This window comes from Streptomonospora nanhaiensis (assembly GCF_026642255.1).
Lineage (GTDB): Bacteria > Actinomycetota > Actinomycetes > Streptosporangiales > Streptosporangiaceae > Nocardiopsis > Nocardiopsis tropica.
In genome coordinates this window covers 1159047-1182625 of sequence record NZ_CP113264.1, presented here as the reverse complement: position 1 = coordinate 1182625, position 23579 = coordinate 1159047, and the positions used below count along the sequence as shown (strand labels likewise).

General features: G+C 73.5%; 18 protein-coding genes. 8 read left to right on the top strand and 10 right to left on the bottom strand.

The window, feature by feature from the left end; all coding sequences use genetic code 11:
• Nucleotides 1-3 precede the first annotated feature (3 nt).
• Together ahcY (OUQ99_RS05310) and ahcY (OUQ99_RS05305) are read right to left on the bottom strand one after the other, a co-directional pair.
• Nucleotides 4-1266 carry an adenosylhomocysteinase gene (gene ahcY, locus OUQ99_RS05310; RefSeq protein ID WP_267948304.1) on the bottom strand — a complete coding sequence of 421 codons (1263 nt, stop codon included), beginning with the start codon at nt 1264-1266 and terminating at the stop codon, nt 4-6.
• A gap of 123 nt (nt 1267-1389) precedes the next feature.
• Entirely contained in the window at nt 1390-2826 is a 1437-nt protein-coding gene (gene ahcY / locus OUQ99_RS05305; protein WP_267948303.1) for an adenosylhomocysteinase, read from the bottom strand.
• A gap of 128 nt (nt 2827-2954) precedes the next feature.
• Here ahcY (OUQ99_RS05305) and OUQ99_RS05300 point away from each other — a divergent pair, with 128 nt between their 5' ends.
• Both OUQ99_RS05300 and OUQ99_RS05295 read left to right on the top strand, forming a co-directional pair.
• The gene (locus OUQ99_RS05300) at nt 2955-3371 is read left to right on the top strand and encodes a MerR family transcriptional regulator (RefSeq protein ID WP_267948302.1); all 417 of its coding nucleotides are present in this window, start codon (nt 2955-2957) and stop codon (nt 3369-3371) included.
• Nucleotides 3372-3490: 119 nt separating this feature from the next.
• Complete coding sequence (locus OUQ99_RS05295) at nt 3491-4672, top strand: hypothetical protein (protein WP_267948301.1); 1182 nt, start codon at nt 3491-3493, stop codon at nt 4670-4672.
• Nucleotides 4673-4740: 68 nt separating this feature from the next.
• Here OUQ99_RS05295 and OUQ99_RS05290 read toward each other — a convergent pair whose 3' ends face one another.
• The 4 genes from OUQ99_RS05290 to OUQ99_RS05275 form a co-directional block, all read right to left on the bottom strand.
• On the bottom strand, nt 4741-6060 hold the full coding sequence (locus tag OUQ99_RS05290) for a serine/threonine-protein kinase (protein WP_267948300.1): 1320 nt from the start codon (nt 6058-6060) through the stop codon (nt 4741-4743).
• A 158-nt stretch (nt 6061-6218) separates the two neighbouring features.
• Nucleotides 6219-6395, bottom strand: coding sequence for a Trm112 family protein (locus OUQ99_RS05285; protein WP_082376097.1), 177 nt, complete (start codon nt 6393-6395; stop codon nt 6219-6221).
• 88 nt (nt 6396-6483) lie between these two features.
• Nucleotides 6484-7836: a phosphomannomutase/phosphoglucomutase gene (locus OUQ99_RS05280; protein ID WP_267948299.1), complete on the bottom strand. Its 1353-nt coding sequence runs from the start codon at nt 7834-7836 to the stop codon at nt 6484-6486.
• Between the two features lie 109 nt (nt 7837-7945).
• Nucleotides 7946-8377 carry a DUF3499 domain-containing protein gene (locus OUQ99_RS05275; RefSeq protein WP_267948298.1) on the bottom strand — a complete coding sequence of 144 codons (432 nt, stop codon included), beginning with the start codon at nt 8375-8377 and terminating at the stop codon, nt 7946-7948.
• Between the two features lie 236 nt (nt 8378-8613).
• Between OUQ99_RS05275 and OUQ99_RS05270 the strand changes: the two genes are divergently transcribed.
• Both OUQ99_RS05270 and OUQ99_RS05265 read left to right on the top strand, forming a co-directional pair.
• On the top strand, nt 8614-9009 hold the full coding sequence (locus tag OUQ99_RS05270) for a metallopeptidase family protein (RefSeq protein WP_267948297.1): 396 nt from the start codon (nt 8614-8616) through the stop codon (nt 9007-9009).
• A gap of 466 nt (nt 9010-9475) precedes the next feature.
• A protein-coding gene (locus tag OUQ99_RS05265; RefSeq protein WP_431061426.1) for an IS5 family transposase occupies nt 9476-10353 on the top strand; the annotation gives its coding sequence in 2 pieces (ribosomal slippage) (nt 9476-9857 and nt 9857-10353; 879 coding nt in all).
• 15 nt (nt 10354-10368) lie between these two features.
• Here the strand turns inward: OUQ99_RS05265 and OUQ99_RS05260 are convergent.
• From OUQ99_RS05260 to OUQ99_RS05245, 4 genes are all read right to left on the bottom strand, one after another.
• Nucleotides 10369-11937: a DUF5719 family protein gene (locus OUQ99_RS05260; protein ID WP_267948296.1), complete on the bottom strand. Its 1569-nt coding sequence runs from the start codon at nt 11935-11937 to the stop codon at nt 10369-10371.
• Between the two features lie 3 nt (nt 11938-11940).
• Nucleotides 11941-15384 (bottom strand): glycosyltransferase, encoded by a 3444-nt coding sequence (locus OUQ99_RS05255; protein WP_267948295.1) that lies wholly within the window; start codon nt 15382-15384, stop codon nt 11941-11943.
• A 302-nt stretch (nt 15385-15686) separates the two neighbouring features.
• Entirely contained in the window at nt 15687-15974 is a 288-nt protein-coding gene (locus OUQ99_RS05250; RefSeq protein ID WP_014908913.1) for a WhiB family transcriptional regulator, read from the bottom strand.
• Nucleotides 15975-16213: 239 nt separating this feature from the next.
• Nucleotides 16214-17581 (bottom strand): hypothetical protein, encoded by a 1368-nt coding sequence (locus OUQ99_RS05245; RefSeq protein WP_267948294.1) that lies wholly within the window; start codon nt 17579-17581, stop codon nt 16214-16216.
• 249 nt (nt 17582-17830) lie between these two features.
• Between OUQ99_RS05245 and cofD the strand changes: the two genes are divergently transcribed.
• From cofD to OUQ99_RS05225, 4 genes are all read left to right on the top strand, one after another.
• On the top strand, nt 17831-18832 hold the full coding sequence (gene cofD / locus OUQ99_RS05240) for a 2-phospho-L-lactate transferase (protein WP_267948293.1): 1002 nt from the start codon (nt 17831-17833) through the stop codon (nt 18830-18832).
• The gene (locus tag OUQ99_RS05235) at nt 18829-20124 is read left to right on the top strand and encodes a coenzyme F420-0:L-glutamate ligase (protein ID WP_267948292.1); all 1296 of its coding nucleotides are present in this window, start codon (nt 18829-18831) and stop codon (nt 20122-20124) included. Before cofD ends, OUQ99_RS05235 begins: the two co-directional genes overlap by 4 nt.
• A gap of 215 nt (nt 20125-20339) precedes the next feature.
• Nucleotides 20340-21923, top strand: coding sequence for a Na+/H+ antiporter (locus OUQ99_RS05230; RefSeq protein ID WP_267948291.1), 1584 nt, complete (start codon nt 20340-20342; stop codon nt 21921-21923).
• A gap of 247 nt (nt 21924-22170) precedes the next feature.
• A complete protein-coding gene (locus OUQ99_RS05225; RefSeq protein WP_267948290.1) occupies nt 22171-23439 on the top strand; it encodes a glycosyl hydrolase family 18 protein in 1269 nt (422 codons plus the stop codon).
• Nucleotides 23440-23579: the final 140 nt, after the last annotated feature.

Sequence of the window (23579 nt, the reverse complement as noted above, 5' to 3'; positions counted from 1 at the left end):
GGCTCAGGGGCGCCAGGAGCGCAGGTAGTCCTCCTGGCCCGGGGTGAGCGAGTCGATCCGCACCCCGAGCGAGGCCAGTTCCAGCCGGGCCACCTCCGTGTCGATGCCCGCGGGCACCTCCAGCACCCCCGGCCCCATGTCGGCGTGGTTCGCCGCCAGCCACTCCGTGGTCAGGGCCTGCACCGCGAACGACATGTCCATGACGGCCGCGGGGTGGCCCTCGGCGGCGCCGAGGTTGACCAGGCGCCCCTCCGACAGGAGCAGGACGCGGCGCCCGTCCGCGAACACGTACTCCTCGGCCTGGTCGCGGACCCCGCGGTCGACCGCGACGGCCAGCCGCTCCAGGGCGGCCAGGTCGATCTCCAGGTCGAAGTGGCCCGAATTGGCGAGGATGGCGCCGTCCTTCATCCGCTCCAGGTGCTCGGCCCGGACCACGTCGCGGTTCCCGGTGACGGTGACGAACACGTCACCGACCGGGGCGGCCTCCTCCATCGTCGTGACGGTGTAGCCCTGCATGACCGCGTCCAGGGCCTTGACCGGGTCGACCTCGGTGACGACCACCCTGGCCCCCATGCCGCGGGCCCGCTCCGCGAGCCCCCGTCCGCAGTAGCCGAACCCGGCTACCACGACCGTGCGCCCGGCGAGCAGCGCGTTGGTCGCCCGCAGGATGCCGTCGATGGTGGACTGGCCGGTGCCGTACCGGTTGTCGAACATGCGCTTGGTGGCGGTGTCGTTGACCGCCACCATCGGCAGGCGCAGCTCGCCCTCGGCGCTCATCCTGCGCAGCCTGATGACGCCGGTGGTGGTCTGCTCGCAGCCGCCCAGCACGCCCTCCAGCAGGTCGGGCCGGTCCGCGTGCGCGGTGTTGACCAGGTCGCACCCGTCGTCCAGGATCAGGTGCGGACGCGTCTCCAGGACCGTCACCAGGTTTCGGTCGTAGGATGCCGGATCCATCCCGGCCCATGCGTAGACCGAAACACCGTACTCGGCGACCAGGGCCGCCGCGGTGTCGTCCTGGGTGGACAGCGGGTTGGACGCCGCCAGCGCCACCTCGGCACCGCCCGCGCGCAGGGCGCGCAGCAGGTTCGCGGTCTCGGCCGTCACGTGCAGGCACGCGGCCACGCGCAGCCCCTCCAGGGGGCGTTCCGACGCGAAGCGCTCGCGCACGCTGCGCAGCACCGGCATCGAGTGCTCCGCCCAGTCCACGCGGCGGATCCCGGCACGGGCCAGGCCGAGGTCGGCCACCTCGTGCGCGGTGTCGGTCATGTGCTCACCAGAGTCCCTTCGCCGGTCCGGTCCCCGTTCCCGACCGGGGCCGGAACAGGCCGCGGGCGCCGCCGGGGGTCCCGGCGGCGCCCGGTCGTCCGGCCTCCCGGCCGACGCCCGGCACTAGTAGCGGTAGTGGTCGGCCTTGTACGGGCCGGCGACGTCCACCCCGATGTAGGCGGCCTGCTCCTTGGTGAGCGTGGTCAGCTTGACGCCGAGGGCGTCCAGGTGCAGGCGGGCGACCTTCTCGTCCAGGATCTTCGGCAGCGTGTACACGCCGATCGGGTACTCGTCGGGCTTGGTGAACAGCTCGATCTGCGCGATGACCTGGTTCGTGAAGCTGTTGGACATCACGAAGCTGGGGTGGCCGGTGGCGTTGCCCAGGTTGAGCAGGCGGCCCTCGGACAGCACCAGGACGGACTTGCCGTCGGGGAGGGTCCACTCGTGGACCTGCGGCTTGATCTCCTTCTTCACGATGCCGGGGACCCTCGCCAGGCCGGCCATGTCGATCTCGTTGTCGAAGTGGCCGACGTTGCCGATGATCGCCTGGTGCTTCATGCGGGTGATCTGGTCGGCCATGATGACGTTGAAGTTGCCGGTGGTGGTGATGAAGATGTCACCGGTCTCCAGCACGTCCTCCAGGGTGGTCACCTGGAACCCGTCCATGGCGGCCTGGAGGGCGTTGATCGGGTCGATCTCGGTGATGATGACGCGGGCGCCCTGGCCGCGCAGCGCCTCGGCCGCGCCCTTGCCGACGTCGCCGTAGCCGCAGACCACGGCGACCTTGCCGCCGATGAGCACGTCGGTGGCGCGCATGATGCCGTCCGGCAGCGAGTGGCGGATGCCGTACTTGTTGTCGAACTTGCTCTTGGTGACGGAGTCGTTGACGTTGATCGCCGGGAAGGCGAGGGTGCCGTCACGCTGCATCTCGTACAGGCGGAGCACACCGGTGGTGGTCTCCTCGGTGACGCCCTTGATGCCCTCGGCGATCCCGGTCCACTTGGCGGGGTCCTCGGCCAGGCTCCTCTGGAGCAGGGACAGGACGACCGCGAACTCCTCGCTCTCCGCCGTGGAGGGGTCGGGGACGGACCCGAGCGACTCGAATCCGGCGCCCTTGAGGACGAGCATGGTGGCGTCGCCGCCGTCGTCCAGGATCATGTTGGGGCCGTCGGCGCCGGGCCAGGTCAACGCCTGCTCCGTGCACCACCAGTACTCCTCCAGCGTCTCGCCCTTCCAGGCGAAGACCGGGACGCCCCTGGGGTCCTCGGGGGTGCCGTCGGGGCCGACGACGACCGCCGCCGCGGCGTGGTCCTGGGTGGAGAAGATGTTGCAGCTGACCCAGCGGACCTCGGCGCCCAGGGCGACGAGGGTCTCGATGAGGACCGCGGTCTGCACCGTCATGTGCAGCGAGCCCATGATGCGGGCCCCGCTCAGCGGCTTGCTGTCCCCGTACTCGGCGCGGGTGGCCATGAGACCGGGCATCTCGTGCTCGGCGAGTCGGATCTCGTCGCGGCCGAAGGAAGCCAGGGAAAGATCGGCGACCTTGAAGTCGAAAGCCATGCGTTCCTCACTCGTGGTGGTCGTTGCGACCACGATTCTAGGCCCGCAGGCCCGGCACCAGCACAAAGCTGACAAAGTCCTGTCAGATTCGCGCCGACCGGTGGCGGCGTTCGGTTAGGGTCGCGTGCATGGCCGCCCTCGACGACGCACCGCCCGCCCCCGACCGGACCACCTGGCCGACGGGCCCCGTGCCGATCTCCGCCGCCGCGGAGCGGGTGGGCACCACGGCCCGGATGCTCCGCTACCGCGAGGGGCTGGGGCTGCTGCCCCGCACCCAGGAGCAGCCGACCGGCCGGGGGCACCGGCACCGCCGCTTCACCGAGGAGGACCTGCGCACGATCGGCGTCGGCCTGGAGCTGGAGCGGGAGTTCGACATCCCTCCCGCCGCCCTGGCGTTCGCCCTGCGCGTGCTCGCCGAGCCCGACGTCCTCGCCCGTGTGCGCACGCACGGGGAGCGGCTGGGCAGGCTCGCGGCCGCCCCCGCGCGAGCCCTCGACTTCGAGAAGCAGAAGGCCATGCGTCTGCTCGACGGCCGCCGGTCCTGATGTGACGGGCGTGGACGCGCGTGAACACGAAGGGTTCACACGCGCGTGCGTCCGGTCACGGCCACAGGTGAAGGCGTTCGGCATGTTTTGGCAAACTGCCCACGGGCTACGGAGAGGACGTGGATACCCTACGCAGCGGCGCGGCTCTGGACCGGCTCCCGAACCCCGTGCGCGAAGACCTGATGGACGTCGACCGGCTGCGGGTGATCTGGGCCCAGCACCGCCAGGACCGTCCCCGCGACGCGCGCGGGGAGGCGCGGCGGGAGCTCACCCGGCGCCGTGTCCGGGCGCTGGGCGGCGGTCCGGCCCTGGAGGAGCTCGTCGAGTCCGCCTCGGAGGACCGGAGGTGGGGTGAGCCGGTCACGGCCGCCCACGTCGCGGAACTCGCCGAGCGCGCACGCGCCCTGCCCGGGGACGGTCCCACCCGCTCCCCCGGCCTCGCCCTGGACTCCGAGCACGCGCTCCGCCTGGCCGGGGCCGCCTCCGCCCCCGTGCACCCGGTGGTGCGCGCGGCCCACACGTTCGCGGAGTGCTCCGCGGTCCTGGACGAACTCGCCTCGGTCGCCTCCGGAGACGGCCCCCGGCAGCGGGCGGACCCCGACGACCGGCCCTGGGCCCTGCCCTGGGTGCTGGCCTCGCTGGTGCTGCGGAGGGCGGACTTCCCCCCGCTGGTGCCCGACCGCCTCACGGAGCCCCCGTCCTCGGGTGCGGACCCCGAGCAGCGCTTCGCCGGGCTGGTACGGCACTTCGCCAAGCTGGTCAAACGGTCCCTGCGCGAGGAGCTGAGCTGGTCGTCCGACAGCACCGCCCCGGCGCCGCGTTCGCCGGTCTCGCCGCTGGCCGCCGTGACCCGCCGCCGCGTCCAGGACTACGTGCGGTCGTGCAGGGAGCCCGTCGCCCTGATCCTGCGGGCCCTGGACCCCGGCGCCCGGGCCATCGTGCACTCGGGCGGCTCCGACGCCCCGGCCCCGGAGAGCCCGGTCGCGGCGACCGCGGTCCGGGCCGTGCTCACCCCGGGCGCGGCGCACTGGTGGACGGCCCTCGAACTGGTGGTGGGCGAGGCCTCGCTGTCGCTGTGCGTGGTCGTGCAGGAGATCGGGCGGCCCCGGACCGGTGTCCTGGCGGTGTCCGCCGACGGGCGCCTGACCACGCCGGACGGGGTGAGGGACGCGCTGGGCATGTCGGGGACCGACAGCGTGACCGTGATGCCGACCGACTGCGTGGACGACCGCTGGCCCCAGGTGCGCGACCTCGTGGACGAGGCCGTGTCCCGCGCCATGAACGAGCTCACGCGGGTGTGACGCGCGACCGCGTCCCTCCCCGGAGGGAGGCGGGAGAGGATCGCGCGTGCGCCGCCCCCGCGGGCGGATCAGCCTCCGCCGAGGGCGATCAGGATCAGGAGCAGCAGGAGGATCACGATGGTGATGAGGACCGCCGGGATGACCCAGCTCTGCTGGAGCACGGAGTTCTGCTCGACCGGGCGCGGCATGGGCTGCCGACCGCCGGGGCGGGCGTAGGACTGGTTGGGGGCCATGCCCGTGAGCATCGGGTTGCCCGCGTTGTGCGCGCCGTGGTGCATGGCGTGCGGCTGCTGGTGCTGCGGGTACCCCGGACGCGGGTTGGACGTGCCGGGGTGGCCTGGCCGCGGGCCGGAGGCGCCCGGGTGGCCGAACCCGTGCCGGGGGTCGGGGCCCCCGGGGTAGCCCGGCATGCCGGGGCGCGGGTTGGAGGAGACGGGCGTGTAGCCGACGGCGCCGGCCTGGGGGCCCGTCGGCGGCTGGGGCCGGTACGGCGTCTGGCCGCCGGTGGCCGGGGTCGCCTGGGCGATCTGCTCGCCCTGCCTGACGACGTCGTCGGTGGACGGGCCGCTCGTCTCCGGTCCGTCGTGGCCGAGCAGGCGCATCAGCAGCGTCTGGGCGTTGGGCCGGTTGGCGGGGTTCTTGTCCAGGCACGACTCGACGACGGGGCGCAGCGCCTCGTCGACGCCGTCCAGGTCCGGGGGCGCGCTGACCACGCGGTGCACCACGGCGGGGACGGTGTCCGAGCCGAACGGGGCGCGTCCGGAGGACGCGAACGCGATCACGCACCCCCACGCGAAGATGTCGCACTTGTCGGTGATGCCGCGGCCCTCGATCTGCTCGGGGGCCATGTAGGAGGGCGTGCCGACGATCGAGTTGGTCATGGTGGCGGTGCCGTCGTCGACCCGGGCGATGCCGAAGTCGATCACGCGCGGCCCGTCCGGGCCGAGCAGCACGTTGCCGGGCTTGAAGTCGCGGTGGACGATGCCCGCCCTGTGGATCGCGACCAGGGCGGTCGCGGTGGAGACCGCGAGCCGCTGGAGCGTGGACCCGCGCAGGACCGCGCCCTTGGCCACGGTCTCCTGGAGGTCCTTGCCCGGGACGAACTCGCTGACCACGTACGGGGGGTCGCTGTCGAGCTGGGCGTCGATGATCGCGGCCGTGCAGAAGGAGGCGACCTTCTGGGCCGCGCGGACCTCCTTCTCGAACCGCTTGCGCAGGTCCGAGTCCTGCGACCACTGGTCGTTGAGGACCTTGACCGCGACCTCCCCGCCGTCCGCGTCCTCCGCGAGGTAGACGACGCCCTGCCCGCCCTTGCCCAGCCGTCCGGTCACGCTGTACTCGCCGAACGAGGAGGGGTCGCTCGGAAGCAGCGATTCGGAACCGGGCATCGGGGTCCTCCAGGGAGGTCGTCTTGAGCGGGGCGCGCAGGAACAGGGTACGGGTTGCGGGGAATGCGGGGGTGCGTCCCGTCATGCCCCCAGGAGGGACCTCATCCCCTGCCGCACACGATATGACTGCCGGAACAGCCGTGCCGTTCCATCCGACCTCAACCGATTTTTCGCGCCTCGTCGACGAGCAGGACCGGGATGCCGTCCCGGATGGGGTAGGCGAGACCGCTCTCGTCGCAGACCAGCTCGTCCGTCTCGGGGTCGTGGCGCAGCGGGGCCTGGCTCTGGGGGCAGGCCAGGATCTCCAGCAGCCAGTCGTCGATCTTCGTGCTCATGGTCCTCGTTCCTCGTGTGTGTGCGGGGGCGGGGCGGCCGCCGCGCCGGACGGCGGTGCGGCCGGCCCCTCCCCACCATGATGCCTGTTCAGGCGCGGATGACGGCCAGCACCTCGTCGCGGAGCCCGGCCATGGACGCCTCGTCGGGGGCCTCGACGTTGAGCCGCAGCAGCGGTTCGGTGTTGGAGGCGCGCACGTTGAACCACGATCCGCCGGGGAGGGAGACGGTCAGTCCGTCGAGCTCGTCGACGGTGGCGCCGTCCCTGCCTGCGAACTCGGCGCGCACGGCCGCCAGGCGCCCGGGTGCGTCGGCGACCTTCGAGTTGACCTCGCCCGATCCGGCGTAGCGGGAGTACTCCTCGGTGATCCGGGAGAGCGGACGGTCGTCCGTCCCCAGGACCCGCAGGACGTGCATCGCCGCGAGCATACCGGTGTCGGCCCGCCAGAAGTCGCGGAAGTAGTAGTGGGCGGAGTGCTCCCCGCCGAAGATCGCGTCGGTCTCGGCCATGGTGGCCTTGATGAAGGAGTGCCCGACCCGGGTGCGGACGGGGACGCCGCCCCGCTCGCGCACGATCTCGGGGACGGCCTGCGAGGTGATCAGGTTGTGGATGATCGTGGACCCGGGCTCGCGCGCGAGCTCCTCGCCCGCTACCAGCGCGGTGACGGCGGAGGGCGGCACCGCGTCGCCCCGCTCGTCGACGACGAAGCAGCGGTCGGCGTCGCCGTCGAAGGCCAGGCCGATGTCGGCGCCCGTCTCGCGCACCTTGGCCTGGAGGTCGACCAGGTTGGCCGGGTCGAGGGGGTTGGCGGGGTGGTTGGGGAAGGTGCCGTCCAGCTCGAAGTAGAGGGGCACGATCTCCAGCGGGAGGCCCTGTTCGAGGACGGCGGGGACGGTGTGGCCGCCCATGCCGTTGCCCGCGTCCACGACGACCTTCAGCGGGCGGATGCCCGACAGGTCCACGAGGCCGCGGAGGTAGTCGGCGTAGCCGGGGAGGAGGTCCTGCTCGGTGACGTTCCCGGAGGGCCCGTCGTGGGCGGGGACGCCCTCCTCGGCCAGGCGCCGGACCTCGTCCAGGCCCGTGTCGGCGCTGATGGGCGCGGCCCCGGCCCGGCACATCTTGATGCCGTTGTACTCGGCGGGGTTGTGGCTGGCCGTGAACATGGCGCCGGGCAGGCCGAGGTGGCCCGAACCGTAGTAGAGCAGGTCGGTGGAGCCCAGCCCGGTGAACACCACGTCGAGCCCCTGGCCGGTGACCCCTTCCGAGAAGGCGGCGGCCAGTTCCGGCGAGGAGGGGCGCATGTCGTGCGCGACGACGACGGCCTCACCGCCGACGACACGGGCGAAGGCCGCGCCGATCGCGCGCGCGATGTCCGCGTTCAGGGTGTCCGGGATCACACCGCGCACATCGTATGCCTTGAAGATGCTTCCGAGATCAGCCACGTCTTCTCCGGACGGTCGGTCCTGCTCCACGTTCGTTCCCGCGCGTGTCCTTCCGCGCGGTACCAAGCTAGCAAGCGGCGGCGCGGCGACCCCACCGGCACCGCGGTGTCTAGCGGGGTTCGGACGGACCCGTGTACGGCCGGCCGGCGGGGCCGCCCGGCCGCTGCTGGTCGCCCCGGCCGGGGTCGGACCTGACCACGCGCAGATGACCTCTGCGCAGCGTCTCGGCGCCCTCGCCGACCTCGTCGGGGGGTGTGCTCCGGGCAGGGGGGCGGGCCGCCTCACGCACGGCGTCGGCGAGGGCCTCCAGGTCGTCGCTGCCGGGGCCGCCTCCCGCCGTCTCGACGGGGAGTCGGACGACCTCCCAGCCGCGCGGCGCCGTCAGGCGGTCGGCGTGCATGGCGCAGAGGTCGTAGCAGTGCGGTTCCACGTAGGCGGCGAGAGGACCGAGGACGGCCGTCGAGTCGGCGTAGACGTACGTGAGCGTGAAGACGGCAGGCTGCCGGCAGGCGGTACGGGAGCAGCGGCGAACAGGGCTCACAGCGTTCGACTGTATGCCTTTACTGAGGGACACGCCAGCATCGTTCCACGAGCTGGTCTGTTCGCGCTCCATCCACGGCCCCGCGCGCCGCCCCGGGCGGTCCACGGGAGGGGCCGGGAGGCCCGGGATCCGGGAGTCGGCCACCTTCGCTGCGGAGGGGACTACGCGCGGGGCCCCTGATGGCTTAGTCTCGAAGTGTGCGACGAGTGCGCCTTTCCAGTGGCCAACCAGACCGAATGCGGCGCCGGGACCGCCGCGGCCGAGGCATCCGCGGTCCTCTCGTGCCCTCTGACCTGCCGGTGTTCCGCAGCCGGGCGCAGGCTTTCGACGATCTCGTCCTGGACGCCGTCGAACGCCTCGAACGTCTGTGGGCGCGCGAGCTGGCCAATGTCGACTTCCTCGTGGAGGACGTCCCGCCCATCCCGCGCCACGGACCCCTCTCCGAGGCGATCCCCTTCTCCCGCCTGGAGACCGACCCCTCGGGCCGGTCCCGCATCGTGGTGTACCGGCGCCCGGTGGAGATCCGGACCAAGGATCCCGAGGAGATGGCCCTCCTGGTCCACGAGACGGTGGTCGAGGAGGTCGCCAACCTGCTCGGCGTCGAACCGGAGTCGGTCGACCCCGAGAGCTGACGCCCCGTGCCCGCGGGGCGCCGCCGGCGTCCGTGCGGTCCGCGAGCCCCGGCCGGTCCCGGCGGCCGGACCCGCGACGGGGACGGGGCCGCGGCGAAGCGGCCATCCGTCCTCGACCATGCGGCAGGCCGGCGCCCGGCGGGTTCGGCGTCGGCGTGGGCGGTGGTGGAGCGGGCGTGCACGTCCAGTCCGACGGTCGTAGGCTCGAATGACACCGGGACCTCCCACACATGTAGGCACTACCTTCCAGGTTCTACCTGGTCGGCAACCCACGGCAACGTGTGAGCGAGGTCCCGGCCTTTCAGCGAACCCTCCCTGCATACCGTCTAGGGCCTGTTTGGTAACTGGTGTGATCAGGGATCAAAGCACCGATCCGGTCACGCCAGGCGTGTCACCCCGCACAGCAGCGAAGCCTTCGGTAGACGAGTCAACGACCAAGAAGACCGAGCCCACCGAAGGCTTCGCTGTGACTCTACCCAAACCGGGGCGCGGTGACCTCACCGACGCCCAGTGGGCGCTGCTGTGCCCCCTGCTGCCCGCCCCGACCACGGGCCGCCCGCCCTCGCGGTCCAAACGCCAACTGATCAACGGCATCCGCTGGCGTGTGCGGGCCGGGGCGCCCTGGCGGGACGTGCCCGAACGGTACGGGCCCTGGCAGAGCGTCTACGACCTGTTCCGCCGCTGGTCCCTGGACGGCACCTGGGCCCGGCTCCTGGACTCGCTGCAGTCGGTGGCCGATGCGGCGGGACTGATCACCTGGCAGCTCAACGTGGACTCCACCATCGTGCGCGCCCACCAGCACGCCGCCGGGGCCCAGAAAAAGGGGAAGGTTCAGATCACGAAACGGTGGAGCCCGACGACCACGCCCTGGGGCGCTCGCGCGGCGGGTGGACCACCAAGATCCACCTGGCCTGCGAGCAGGGCCACAAGCCGATGTCGGTGGTGCTCACGGCGGGGCAGCGGGGAGACGCCCCGCAGTTCGAGCCGGTCATGGAGCGCGTGCGCGTGGCGGGACGGGGCCGGTCGGGGCCGGCGCGCACCCGCCCGGTGCGGGTGCGCGCCGATAAGGCCTACAGCTCGAAGAGAATCCGCTCCTACCTGCGCAGACGCAAGGTCAAAGCGACGATTCCCGAACCCTTGGACCGGGTGCGCAACCGGGAGCGCAAGGGGCGGGCCGGTGGGCGCCCGCCGGGCTTTGACAAGGTCGACTACCGGGCCCGGCACGCGGTGGAGTGCGGGATCAACCGGCTCAAACGCAACCGGGCGGTGGCCACGCGCTACGACAAGCTCGCCCTTCGCTACGAGGCCACCGTCCGGATCGCTGCCATCAACGAATGGCTCTGACTTACCAAACAGGCCCTAGGGGACGATCCCCACCATGCTGTCGCGCACCACCGGGAGCGGGATCTCGACCGGGGCGGGGCGTACCGGCAGCACGCTCACGCCGTCCCCGTCGCGCAGCACACGGGCGACGTGGAGGGAGGAGCCCTCCAGGAGTTCCAGGCGGACCGCGTACCCGTCCTCCGGGTCGGCGCCCGGCGGGGCCTCCCACGGGTCCTCCTCCGCGCCGAAGACGACGGTGGTCCCCGCGGCGACCGCGACGCGCACGGCGTCCCCCTGGGTGCCGTCGGCGGTGACCGGCGTGGCCATCAGCGAGGCGTCGCCCTCCACGGCGCTCAGGACGAGCTCCGTGTCCGTGCCCTCGGGGACGTCGGGCAGGACGGCCGTGGCGTCCAGCGGCGGGCCGAGCGGCGGCACGGCGGACGTGTAGGCGGTCTCGACGACGTCGTCGCCGTCCATCGCCTCGGCGGCCACGCCCGCGACCACGGGCACGTCCGACTCCACGACGACCGCCCCCGCCTCGCCCCCCAGGACGCTCTCCAGGGTCACCCAGGCGGCTGCGGCCGGGGGCACGGCGACGACCAGCGGGTCCTCCGCCGTCCCGGAGCCGCCGACGCCGGAGGCGTCCTCCTCCCCGCCGTCCCCGGACGGGGCGACCGCGTGGACGCGCACCTCGGCGGGCTCGTCCCCCGGGGCGGCCAGGACCAGGTGGCGGCGCCCGTCCCCGCCGAGGATCCCCGGCACGACGTGGTGCACGGCGGGCGCCGCCGTGGGCGGCACCCAGTCGGCCCCGCCGGAGGCGTGCTCGGCGAGGAGGGACGCGGCGACCCGGCCCGTGCTGGTGCGGACGTGGACGCCGACGGCCCCCGTGCTCCGGACCAGCTCGGTCAGGTCGAGCTCGGTCGACTCCCCGGCCAACAGGGAGATGCCCCGGCTCTCGGAGGAGTAGGAGGGGCCGCCCTCGGTGTAGACGTCCACGCTGACCGTCGCCCGGGAGTCCTCGGGGTTGGCCAGGAGGGCGGTGATCGCGTCGACCTCCACGGCCTCGCCCCCGCCGGCGCCGGGCAGGGCGAACCACGTGCCGATGGAGGGCTCGACGCAGCGCACCTCGGTGACGGAGCCGCCGGAGAGGGTGGTCTGGGCGGCGTCGAGGCCCGAGGCCAGGGAGCCCTCGGCCCGGACCGCGGTGGGGCCGGAGGCGTCGGAGGCGTCGGCGCTCCACACCCGGCCGGGCTCGGTCAGCTCGTCGCCGAGGAGGTCGCGTCCCGCGGCGTCCTCCGCGTCCCCGGAGCCGCTCCCGTCCTCCGCGTCCCCGTCCTCCTCGGGGGCGGCCGGAACGGACTCCGCCCACAGCTCTCCCTCGTCGTCGCGGCCCACCCGGGGGGCGAACGCGGCGACGGTGCTGTCGCCCTCCTCGTGCGGGGCCGGACAGACCCGCACCGCGTGGTCGGGGCGCACGGCGCCCGGCTCGGTGACCCCCAGTTCGGCGGTCACGGGCCGGGTGGCGAAGGCCACGCCGAACAGCGCGGCCAGGGCCAGCGCGACCAGGCCGAACAGCGCGAAACGGTTCTCCACGATCAGTCGCACGGACTACTCCTCCCGCTCGGTCCGGGACGCTCCGGCGCCCCCGTCGTCGGCCCCGCGCCGGCCACCCGCGCGGCGCCTGCCGGGGGCCTTCCTCCGGACCCCGCGGGCGCCACGCGTCCCACGGCGTTGTCCCCCCTCGGGGGTGACGGGCACGGAGCCCGTGCCCGGTCCGGCGCCGGGCTCCGGCGCGGGCGCGGCCGCGCCCTCCTCCGGCCCGTCGGCGTCCTCCGTCCCGGTCGGGGGGCGTCCCGGGCCCGGGACGGGGCCTCCGCGCCGGGAGCGCCCCCTCCGGCGCGAGTTCACGCGCAGCCGCTCCGGCCGGCGCGGGCGCGGGGCCGGGGTCGACTCGATCAGGCGCACCTCCTCCTCCGTGCGCACGCCCGGCGCGGCGAGGACCGCGGCCGCCAGGAGCAGGATCCCCTGGGTGGCCAGCCAGGCGACGTGGACGGGGTCGGTGTGCCACACGCGCAGCTCGCCGCCGTCCACCGGGAGCTCCCACGCCTGGGTCCCGCCCTCGGTCGCGACCGGGGGCAGTTCGGCCCCGTCGAGGGTGGCGTGCCAGCCGGGGTCCGCGGCCTCGGCGAGGGCGAGGCGCCGCCCGGTGCGGCCCTGGGGCACCTCCGCGGTCCGCTCGTCCCCCGAGCCGCTCACCCGGAGCGGCTCGGAGCCGGCGCCGTCCTCGGAGACGACGCGCAGGGTGCCGGTGGGGACTCCCACCTCCCAGAGCGCGTAGTGCTGGGACAGCGACTGCCTGCCGAGCCCCGGGGTGCCGTCCAGGGTGTCGACCATGGTCGCGTCGGCGGGGCCGCTCACCTCCGGGCGCGGGTAGAGCACGTACTGGACGCCGTGGTCGGCCAGGGTGTGGACCTGGTCGCTGCCCTGGCCCGCGGCGAGCCCGGCGACGGCGCGGTCCATGGCCGCGCGCGCCCCGGCCGGGGGGACGATGCGCTCCTCTCCGAGGCGGGGCTCGCGCCCGCGCACCACGACGTAGTCCACCCCGCCCTCCCCGTCCGGGGTGACCACGAGGGTGCGCGGCTCGGTGCCGCCGCCGTCGGCGCCGGTCAGCGTCCCGGGGACGACGGGGGTCGCGCGGGCGGTGAGCGGCCCCTCCACCCCGTTCCACATCCACAGGGCGGCCGCGGAGGCGGGGGTGGTCAGGGCGAGCACCGCCACGGCCACGGCGAAGACCCGGCGCGCGCCGCCCAGGCGCACCATGTCGCCGAAGGAGCGGGCGGCGGTCGCCGCCGACAGCAGGACCGCCGTCGCGGCGAAGGCGAGGGCGACGCCGGGCCAGACCGGGGCGGGCGGCCCCCCGTAGTAGGGCTCGATGACGACGCGGGCGGTCAGGATGGCCACGAGGACGCCGAAGAGCGCCAGCGACCACCCGGCGGCGACCAGGACGCGGTTGCGGAGCAGGAGCAGTGAGCACAGGGCGGCGACGACCAGCCCCGCCGTCACCCAGAACGGAGGGGTGCCGGGGCCGCCCGGGGAGAGCAGGAGGAGCTCCTGCGGGGCGGCGCCCGGGGCGGACAGCTCGGGGCGGTGCAGCCCGGCCTCCAGCAGCCACAGGGTGGGGTGCAGGAACAGTTCGAGCGACCACGGGAGCAGGACCACGACGGGGAGCCCGAGGCCGATCGCGATGCTGACGTAGACGCGGCGGCCCAGGTGCCCGAAGGCCAGGGCCACGAGGACCCCGGTCACCAGGGACAGCAGCCACACCATGGGGACGAACGCGGTCGCGGCCGCCAGGACCAGGCCGAGGGCCCACGCGGCCCGGCGCGAGGGCCGCGGGGGCATGGCGACGAGCCGCACCAGCAGCAGGCCGAGCACGGGCATCAGGACGTGGACCAGTGCGGTCCCGATCCGGCCCTGGGCGACGGCGCCGGTGGCGACCGGCAGCAGGGCGTACGCGGCCGCCATCCACAGGCGGGCCGGGCGGAAGCCCAGCACCTGCCGGGCGAGGGCGTACGCGGTCGCGCCCGCCAGGGGCACACAGCCCAGGAGGACGACGGTGACGGCCAGCCACGGCTTGCCGAGGGTGACGGTGGACAGCAGGGCGAGGAGCCCGACATAGGGCGGGACGGGCCCGTCGGAGCCCAGTCCGCTGTCGGGGCTGCCGGACAGGTAGAGGGCCCACATGTCGCCGGCGGTGCCCGCGACGGGGGGCAGCGCGCCTCCGGCGAGGAGGTCGCCGAACAGCAGGGAGCGCTCGGCGACGAGCGTGACCGCGGTGAGCCCGAGGAACAGCAGCGCCCCCGGCCGGAGGAGGACCCTGCGCACGAAGCCGTTGCTGTCGGTCGGGGCCTCGTCCTCGTCCTCGGCCGCGGGCGGCGCGGTGACGGCCTGGTGGCGGCCGGGGGTGTTGCGGACGGGCTCACCGGACAGCAGGCCGGTGACGACGTCGTAGAACTGGCGCACCGCCACCCCGTGCGCGAGGAACGGGCGGATGGCGCTGTAGGTGCGGCGGCGGTCGCGGCGGCGCCGGAAGCGGGCCCGCGCGAGCTGGAGGGGCCGCACGTACACCAGTGTGATCGCCGCGGCCTCGTCCAGCGCGTTGGCGGGCTGCTTGATGAGCAGGTAGGTCACGACGCGCAGCAGCGACGCCACGGAGTTGCGGACCAGGGCGCCCACCATGCCGCCGAAGGGCAGGTTGGCCAGGAGGACGAAGACCGCGTGGCGGCGGTCCACCCTGCGCGGGTGGTTGCGTGTGGCGGTGATGGGTCTGCGCCTGCGCGCGGAGGCCTCGGCGTGGTAGGCCACCGCGTCCGTGACGAGCAGGGCGCGCAGTCCGGCCCCGCCCACCCTCCAGCAGAAGTCGATGTCGTCGCGGAACAGGGGGAGCGCCGGGTCGAAGCCCCCGAGCCGGTCCCACACGTCGCGGCGGATGAGCATGCCCGCGCTGGAGACGGCGAGGACCTGGCGGTTGCCGTCGTGCTGCCCGTGGTCGAACTCGCGCTGTTCGAGGCCTGTCTCGCGGCGGCCGGCCCCGTCGATGGTGACGCCGACCTCCACGAGGAGGCGGCGGTCGAACCAGTCGCGGAGCTTGGGCCCGAGGACGGCGGCGCGCGGGTCCCGGTCGGCGGCGGCCAGCAGGTGCGCGAGGGTGTCCTCCTCCGGGGTGAGGTCGTCGTGGACGAGCCAGATCCACTCCGTGGCGTCCTCGTCGGCCCCGCGCACGGCGGTGCTCGCGCGGGGCAGCTCCAGTGCGGCACGGACGGCGTCGCCGTACCCGGTGCGCGCGGGCAGGTCGACGACCGCGCCGGACGGCAGGTGCTCACCGAGGATGTCGGCGCTGCCGTCCGCGCTGCCGGTGTCGGCGGCCACGACACGCTGGACGGGGCGGGACTGGGCGCGCAGGGCCGACAGCGTCTCGGGCAGCCAGCGGGCGCCGTCGTGGGACACGATGACCGCGGTGACGACGTGTCGGTCGGAATCGGGGTCGAGCACGGCTGTGGTGGGATCTCTCCGGGAGAAGGGGGCAGGACCCCGTTCGGGTCCGCGTGGGTCCGGCCGTGGGGCCGGCGGGCGCGTGGGTGCGCCGGGGGCGGCTGGCGCGCGCGGGACATCACGATACGCCACCCGGCGCCATTACGGGTCTATTCGTCTCGCCCCGCCCCGGACCGCCATATCGGCTTATTCACTACCCGGGGGTGTGCGCGGCAATCGTCACCCGGTCGCCCGGAACGGCCGGGAACACGAAAGACGCGCGCCCGGGCCCGTGGCCCGGACGCGCGTCGTGGACGCGTGCCCTAGAGCATGTCCGCCAGGAAATCGAAATCTCCCCCGGCGGCTTTCTTCAGCCTACGGCGCTCGCGTTCGGAGAGTCCCCCCCAGATACCGAAGCGCTCATCGTGCTCCAGCGCGTATTCCAGGCACTCCGCACGTACCTCGCACGACTGGCAGACCTTCTTGGCCTCCCGTGTCGAGCCGCCCTTCTCGGGGAAGAACGCCTCCGGGTCCGTCTGCGCGCACAGGGCACGTTCCTGCCAGCCCAGATCTTCGTCCGAGCCGTGCGCCAGCGGGATGACCTCGCTCATGCGCACCTCCTGTTGCCCCCCATAGATGTCCCCGACCCATTTTCGTCCCCCGGGCCGGGTGGAATCCCACCTTGAAATTACACGCGCGCCGCTTGCTTCGAGTCAAGCGCCCTGCGTGGTAATCCACTGAATATCATGTAACGAACCGCCAACGGCGACTCGGAGATGTCCGTTCTGTGGATTACCACGCAATTCACGGCCTTCCAGGGCGGTGGAGTGCGTGGAGCCCCGATCGGGGATCAGCGCTTGTCCTCGCTGCCGTACCAGCCCTGCTGGCCACCGGTACCGCCCTGTCCTTGCTGGTCAGAGCCGTATCCGGCGCCGGAGCCGTACTGGCCTCCGTACGATCCGCCGCCCTGTCCGGACGCGTCCGTACCGTTGTTCTCGCCCGAGTTAAAGAATGGATCAACTTTACCCTCGGACTGGGCGTCCTGCGCGGGCCGGCCCTGGTCGGCGCCCTGGTACCAGCCGTACTGGATGGCGTCCTGGGCGGCCTGCTCGCCGACGACGGGCATCTGCTCGGTGCTCTGCGGGGCGTACTGGGCCGGGTCGTAGGCCTGGCCGTACTCGGCCTGCTGGGCGGCGGCGTCGGCCTGCTGGCCGTACTGCTGCGAGGCGTCGTACCCCTGCTGGGCGTAGCCCTGCTGCGCGCCCGTCCCGTACTGCTGCTGGGCGGCGTCGGCCGCGTACTGCTGACCGTACTGCTGCGAGGCGTCGTAGGCCTGCTGCTGCCCGGAGGCGTCCGCCTGCTGGCCGTACTGCTGCGAGGCGTCGTACCCCTGCTGGGCGTAGCCCTGCTGCGCGCCCGTCCCGTACTGCTGCTGGGCGGCGTCGGCCGCGTACTGCTGACCGTACTGCTGCGAGGCGTCGTAGGCCTGCTGCTGCCCGGAGGCGTCCGCCTGCTGGCCGTACTGGGCGTAGCCCTGCTGAGCACCCGTCCCGTACTGCTGCTGGGCGGCGTCGGCCGCGTACTGCTGACCGTACTGCTGCGAGGCGTCGTACCCCTGCTGGATCCCGGACCCGGTCTGCGCGGGGTCGGCCGCGGCCGGGAAGCCCGCGTCCTGCACCGGGTACGCGGGCTGCGCGAAGGACTGCTGCGCGCCGGTCGCGGGCGGGTACTGCTGCGGCGGGTACTGGTACTGCTGCTGCGGTGCGGGCCGGGGCACCAGCGTCGGGTCCCCGAAGACCTTGAGCAGGGCGAAGCCGACGATGCCGAGCACCGCGGCGGAGCCGAGCGTGGACACGAAGCCCGCAAAGCCCAGGCCGATGTTCCCGGCGTCGGCCGCGCCGACGAACTCGGTGATGAGGTTGACCGCGGCGAACAGCAGGCCGACCGCGCTCATGATCATGCCGATGAGCACGATCGGCGACGCCGCCTGGCGCGTGCGCTCGCTCGTCAGCACGAGTGCGGCCGCGGCGGCCAGCAGCAGCGGGACGTGGAGGCCGAAGAACGACCCGCTCGCCCCGCCCATCGCGCCGGTGAAGGTGCCCGGGAAGACGGAGCCCGCGATCAGTCGGATGAGGCCCGAGAGCATGGACGCTCCCACCGCGCCGACCAGGACCCAGGCCCCGGGAAGGCGCAGGCGTTCTAGTGTTTCGTTGTTCAAGAGAGGTTCCCCTCTGCTGCTTCTTCGCCGTCGCGTCGGTGGAAGCTTGGCATATCGTCGGACTGTCGGGTGAATCGGCCGCGTCCAGGTGGAGGTGCGGGGGGACACCGGAGCGGGCCGAAGGGGTGAGACGGCGACCTTCGCCCCGGGGTTCACGGACTCCCGGTACCGGAACGGTCACACGAGGGGCGCGAGCCCACGGCGGGGCAGACGACCCATACACGCCCCCAGCCTGCCAGACTTGGACGCATGCGGATAGTCGTACCGGCCGGCGGTATCGGCGGTGCGCGTTTCCTCCGCGGCCTCAAGGCCGCGCTCGGAATCGGCGCACCGGCCACCGACGAGCAGACCACGGTCAACACCATCACCGTCATCGGGAACACCGGTGACGACATCACCCTCTTCGGTCTGAGGATCTGTCCGGACCTGGACACCGTGATGTACACCCTCGGCGGGGGGATCGACGAGGAACAGGGCTGGGGCAGGGCCGACGAGACCTTCACCGTCAAGGAGGAGCTCGCCGCCTACGGGATGAAGCCCACCTGGTTCGGCCTGGGCGACCGGGACACCGCCACCCACATCGTACGCGCCCAGATGATCGCGGCCGGGTACCCCCTCTCCGCGATCACCGAGGCGCTCTGCGACCGCTGGCGGCCGGGCGTACGCCTGATCCCCATGACCGACGACCAGGTCGAGACGCACGTGGTCGTCGACGACGGCGGCGGGCGCCGGGCGATCCACTTCCAGGAGTGGTGGATCAGGCACCGGGCCGCCCTGCCCGCCGAGCAGATCATCAGCGTCGGCGCCGACGCGGCCGGGCCCGCCCCCGGCGTGCTGGCCGCCGTCGCCGAGGCCGACGCCGTCATCATCCCCCCGTCCAACCCCGTGGTCAGCGTCGGGTCGATCCTCAACGTGCCCGGCATCCGCGAGGCCATGGTCGGCAAGACCGTCGTGGGCGTCTCCCCCATCATCGGCGGGGCGCCGGTGCGCGGCATGGCCGACGCCTGCCTGACCGCTATCGGTGTGGAGACCGGCGCGGGCGCGGTCGCCGAGCACCTGGGCCCCGACCTCCTGGACGGCTGGCTGGTGGACGACGCCGACGCCGGCACCGTGGTCGAGGGCGTGGAGGTGCGCTCGCGCCCCCTGTACATGAGCGATCCCGCCGCCACCGAGGCCATCGCCCGGGCCGCGGTCGACCTGGCCGTGGAGCTGGCGGGGCGCGGCGCCGCGGACGGGGGGACCGGGGGTTGAGCGCCGAACTGCGGGTACGCGGCCTCGGCGGCATCCCCGAGGTGCGCGAGGGCGACGACCTGGCCGCCCTGGTCGCCGAGGCGGCGGAGGCCTCCGGGACCCCCCTGGCCGACGGCGACATCGTCGTGGTCACCTCCAAGGTGGTCAGCAAGGCCGAGGGGCGCTCCCGGCGGATGGGCCGGGACGAGGCCGTGGACGCCGAGACCGTTCGGGTGGTCGCCCGCGCGGGCCGCACCCGGATCGTGCAGACGCGGCAGGGCCTGGTCATGGCCGCGGCCGGGGTGGACGCCTCCAACGTCGAGCCCGGCACCGTCCTTCTGCTGCCCGAGGACTCCGACGCCTCCGCCCGGGCGATCCGCGCCGGTCTGCGCGCGCGCCGGGGTGTGAACGTGGGCGTGATCGTCTCCGACACCTTCGGGCGCCCGTGGCGGGTCGGCCAGACCGACGTCGCCATCGGCGCGGCCGGGCTCCCGGCCGTCCAGGACCTGCGCGGCACCGAGGACACCCACGGCAACCTGATGGAGGCGACCGTCAACGCGGTCGCCGACGAGATCGCCGCGGCGGGCGAACTGGTCAAGGGCAAGACGAGCGGTGTCCCGGTCGCGGTCGTCACCGGCCTGGGCGCGCTGGTCACCGAGGAGGACGGGCCGGGTGCGGCCGCGCTGGTCCGCGCCGCCGACGACGACCTCTTCCGGTACGGGTCGCGGGACGTGGTCCCGGCCCGGCGGACGGTGCGCTCGTTCACCGACGAGCCCGTGGACCCCGCCGCCGTGCGGCGCGCGGTGGCCACGGCGGTGACGGCCCCCGCGCCCCACCACACGACCCCGTGGCGGTTCGTGCTGGTGGAGTCGGCGCAGACGAGGAAGAAGCTGCTCGACGCCATGCTGCAGGCGTGGGTGGCCGACCTGCGCGGCGACGGTTTCACCGAGGAGCAGATCGCCCGGCGGACGCGGCGCGGCGACGTGCTGCGCGGTGCGCCGTACCTGGTGGTGCCCTTCCTGGTGGCCGACGGCGCGCACCCCTACCCCGACGCGCGCCGGGCGGACGCCGAGCGGTCGATGTTCCAGGTGGCGATGGGCGCCGGGGTGCAGAGCCTGCTGGTGGGGCTGGCCATGGAGGGGCTGGGCTCGGCCTGGATCTCCTCGACCATGTTCTGCGCGGACGTGGTGCGCGAGGTGCTGGACGTGCCCCGGGACTGGCAGCCGATGGGGTCGGTGGCCGTGGGGCACGCGTCCGAGCCCCCGCGGGACCGCCCGCCGCGCGACCCGGAGGACTTCGTCACGGTGCGGTAGCGGGCGCGGCGCCCCCGGGCGGGACCCGTGTCCACCGCTCCAGGACGCCGGCTCCCGCACCGCGGGGCCGGCGTCCGTCCTTTCCGGGGCCCGCCCGCGGCGGACGGCGCGGGCCCGGGTCCGGCCCCTCCCGTCGGTCCCCCGGCGCGTCCGGAGGCGCCGGGGGACCGACGGCGCGATCCTGGTCCGGCCGGGAGTCGAGCGGGGGGCGCGGGATGGACGTCGAGGAGTACGTGGTCGCCACGCTGGTGATCGTGGTCGCGGTGATCTGCGGCCGACTGGTCGCGGGACGGCTCCGGGTGCCGGGCGCGGTCGTGCTGGTGCTGCTCGGCATGGCCCTGGGGGTCGTGCCGTGGATGCACTCGCTGTCGGTCTCCCCCGAGGTCATCCTCCTCGTGTTCCTGCCGCCGCTGATCTACAACGCGGCGTTCTTCTCCTCGCCCCGCGACATGCGCGACCTGATGCGGCCCATCGCCGTGATGGCGGTGGGGGTGACCCTGGCCACCGCGTTCGGCCTGGCCGCGGTCCTCCACCTGCTGCTGCCCTCGGTGGGGTGGCCCGCCGCGATCGCCCTGGGCGCGGCGATCGCGCCGACGGACGCCGTGGCCGCGTCGGCCATCCTCAAGCGGGTGGGCACCCCGCGCAGGGTGCTGACGATCCTGGAGGGCGAGTCCCTGATCAACGACGGGGTGGCGCTGACCCTGTTCAGCCTGGCCGTCACCGCGATGGCGCGTCCGCTCACGCCGCAGGAGGGCGTGGTGGAGCTGGTGAAGGTCGTGGTGAGCGGCCTCCTCTACGGGGCCGTGGTGGCCGCGGCGGTCGCGTGGTCGCGTACGCGCATGCGGGACCCGTCCCTCCAGCTGATGGTGGTGCTGGTCACGCCGTTCGTCGCGTACATCCCGGCGGAGATGGCCGGGTTCTCCGGCGTTCTGGCGGCGGTGGTCGCCGGGTTCTACCTGGGCACGCGGGGCGAGGGCCTGCTGCCGCCGAGGGTGCGGGTGAACGGGCAGACGATCTGGTCGACGCTGGTGAGCCTGCTGGAGTCGATGCTGTTCGTGGTGCTGGGGCTCCAGCTGGACGCGGTGGCGGCGGCCGTGCGGGACCACTTCGCCCTCCTGGGGCTGCTCGGGGTCGCCCTGGCGACGACGGCCGCGGCGGTCGTCCTGCGCATGGCGCTGATGCTGGCCGTCATCCCGGTGCAGCGGGTGGTGCGGTTCCTCAACCTGGAGGTCTCGTCCTTCCGGGAGCGGATCGTCATCGGGTGGAGCGGGATGCGCGGGGCGGTGTCGCTGGCGATCGCCCTGTCCCTGCCCGCCACGCTGGGCGGGGAGCCCTTCACCGACCGGGGCGCGCTGGTGTTCGTGGCGGGCGCGGTGGTGCTGGGGACACTGGTGGGTCAGGGGATGACGCTGCCGCTGGTGCTGCGGCGGCTGGGCCTCGCCGAGGAGGGCGCCCGGCAGCGGGAGTTCCTGCGGGCGGACGAGCAGATGAGCTGTGCGGCTCTGGGCAAGGTGGACGAGCTCCTCCGCGAGGGGGAGCTGGACGAGAGGACCGCCGACTCCCTGCGCGGCGTGTACGTCCGCCGGGTGAGCCAGGTGCGGGGGCTGCTCGACGCGGGGGACGGCCGGGCCCGGCAGCGGGTGGACAGCGGCAAGGCGGTGCACGCCCAGATCACGCAGGCGCGGCGGGACATGCTGATGTCGATGTACCGGGAGGGCGACATCGACCACGAGGTGTTCCGGGCGATGAGCCGCGATCTGGACATCCGGGACACGGGGACCGGTCCGTACGGCGCTTGAGCGGGGCCGCGCCCGGAGTGCCGCGGGGCCGGCGGGGCCGCCGCGCGGACGCCCGGACGGCGACGCCCCGGGCCGTCGCGCGGTACACGGCCCCGAAGAAAGTGGTACGCGATCCCAAAGAAAACTGCAAACTTTCCTTACCATTTTCATTGACGGAACCGGAAGCCAACTTTAAAGTTTCCTAACAATTAAGCGGCTCCCCCGGGAGCCCCCTTCGTCTCCCCCGCTCGACGAAAGGAGCACCCCCATGCTCAGGACTCATCGCCACAGCCGGTCCAAGGGACGCAAAGCCGCTCTCGCCGGTACCTTCGCGGTTCTGGCGGCCGCACTCGTGGCGGGCTTCACCCAGATCGCCCCCTCTCCCACCGAGGCGGAGACCGTGGCCGACGGCGAAACCGTCCAGACCCAGCAGACCGGGCAGTGGCTCACCGGTTACTGGCACAACTTCGAGAACGGCTCCGGGGTGATGCCGCTGACGGAGATCCCCGCCGAGTACAACATGGTGGCCGTCGCCTTCGCCGACAACCACGCCACCCTCGACGGCGGCATCACCTTCAACCTCGCGAGCAGCGAACTGGGCGGCTACACCGACGCGCAGTTCCGGAGCGACATCGCGGCCGTCCAGGCCCAGGGGCGCAAGGTCATCATCTCCGTGGGCGGCGAGCTCGGCCACGTGAACGTCACCAACCCGACCCAGGCGCGGAACTTCGCCGACACCGCCCACCAGCTGATGCAGGACTACGGGTTCGACGGGGTCGACATCGACCTGGAGCACGGCATCAACGCCCAGCACATGTCCGACGCCCTGCACGACCTCGGCTCCCGGGTCGGTCCGGGCCTGATCGTCACCATGGCCCCGCAGACCATCGACTTCCAGAGCCCCGACCGCGAGTACTACAAGCTCGCGACGGACATCGCCGACATCCTCACCATCGTGAACATGCAGTACTACAACTCCGGGTCGATGCTCGGCTGCGACGGCCAGGTGTACAGCCAGGGCACCCCGGACTTCGTCGCGGCGCTCGCCTGCATCCAGCTGGAGATGGGACTGCGCCCCGACCAGGTCGGCCTGGGCCTGCCCGCGGTGCGGTCCGCGGCCGGCGGCGGCTACATGGCGCCGAGCCAGGTGGTGCGCGCACTCGACTGCCTGGAGACCGGCGCCAACTGCGGCTCGTTCTCCCCCCAGACGCCGTACGGTCCCATCGGCGGCGTGATGACCTGGTCGATCAACTGGGACGCCACCAGCGGTTACGCCTTCGCGAACACCGTCTCCGCCCGCCTGGGCAACCCGGGCGGCGGACAGCCGACGGAGCAGCCCACCGAGCAGCCGACGGAGCAGCCCACCCAGCAGCCCGGCGAGTGCACCGCCTCCGCCTGGTCGTCCGGCTCCACCTACACCCAGGGCGACCGCGTGGCCCACGGCGGCCGCGAGTACCAGGCCCGCTGGTGGACCCGGGGCGAGGAGCCGGGCACGACCGGCGAGTGGGGCGTCTGGACCGACGTCGGCGCCTGCTAGGGCCATAGCCGCGCGGAGCCCCCTCCCCTCCCGCTGCGCGCGGTTCCCGCGGACCCCCTCCCACCACTCCCATCCCTGTGGGGGTCCGCCTCCCAGGAGAAGGGGCGGAGCGCCGTCACCCGGCGTTCCGCCCCTTCGTG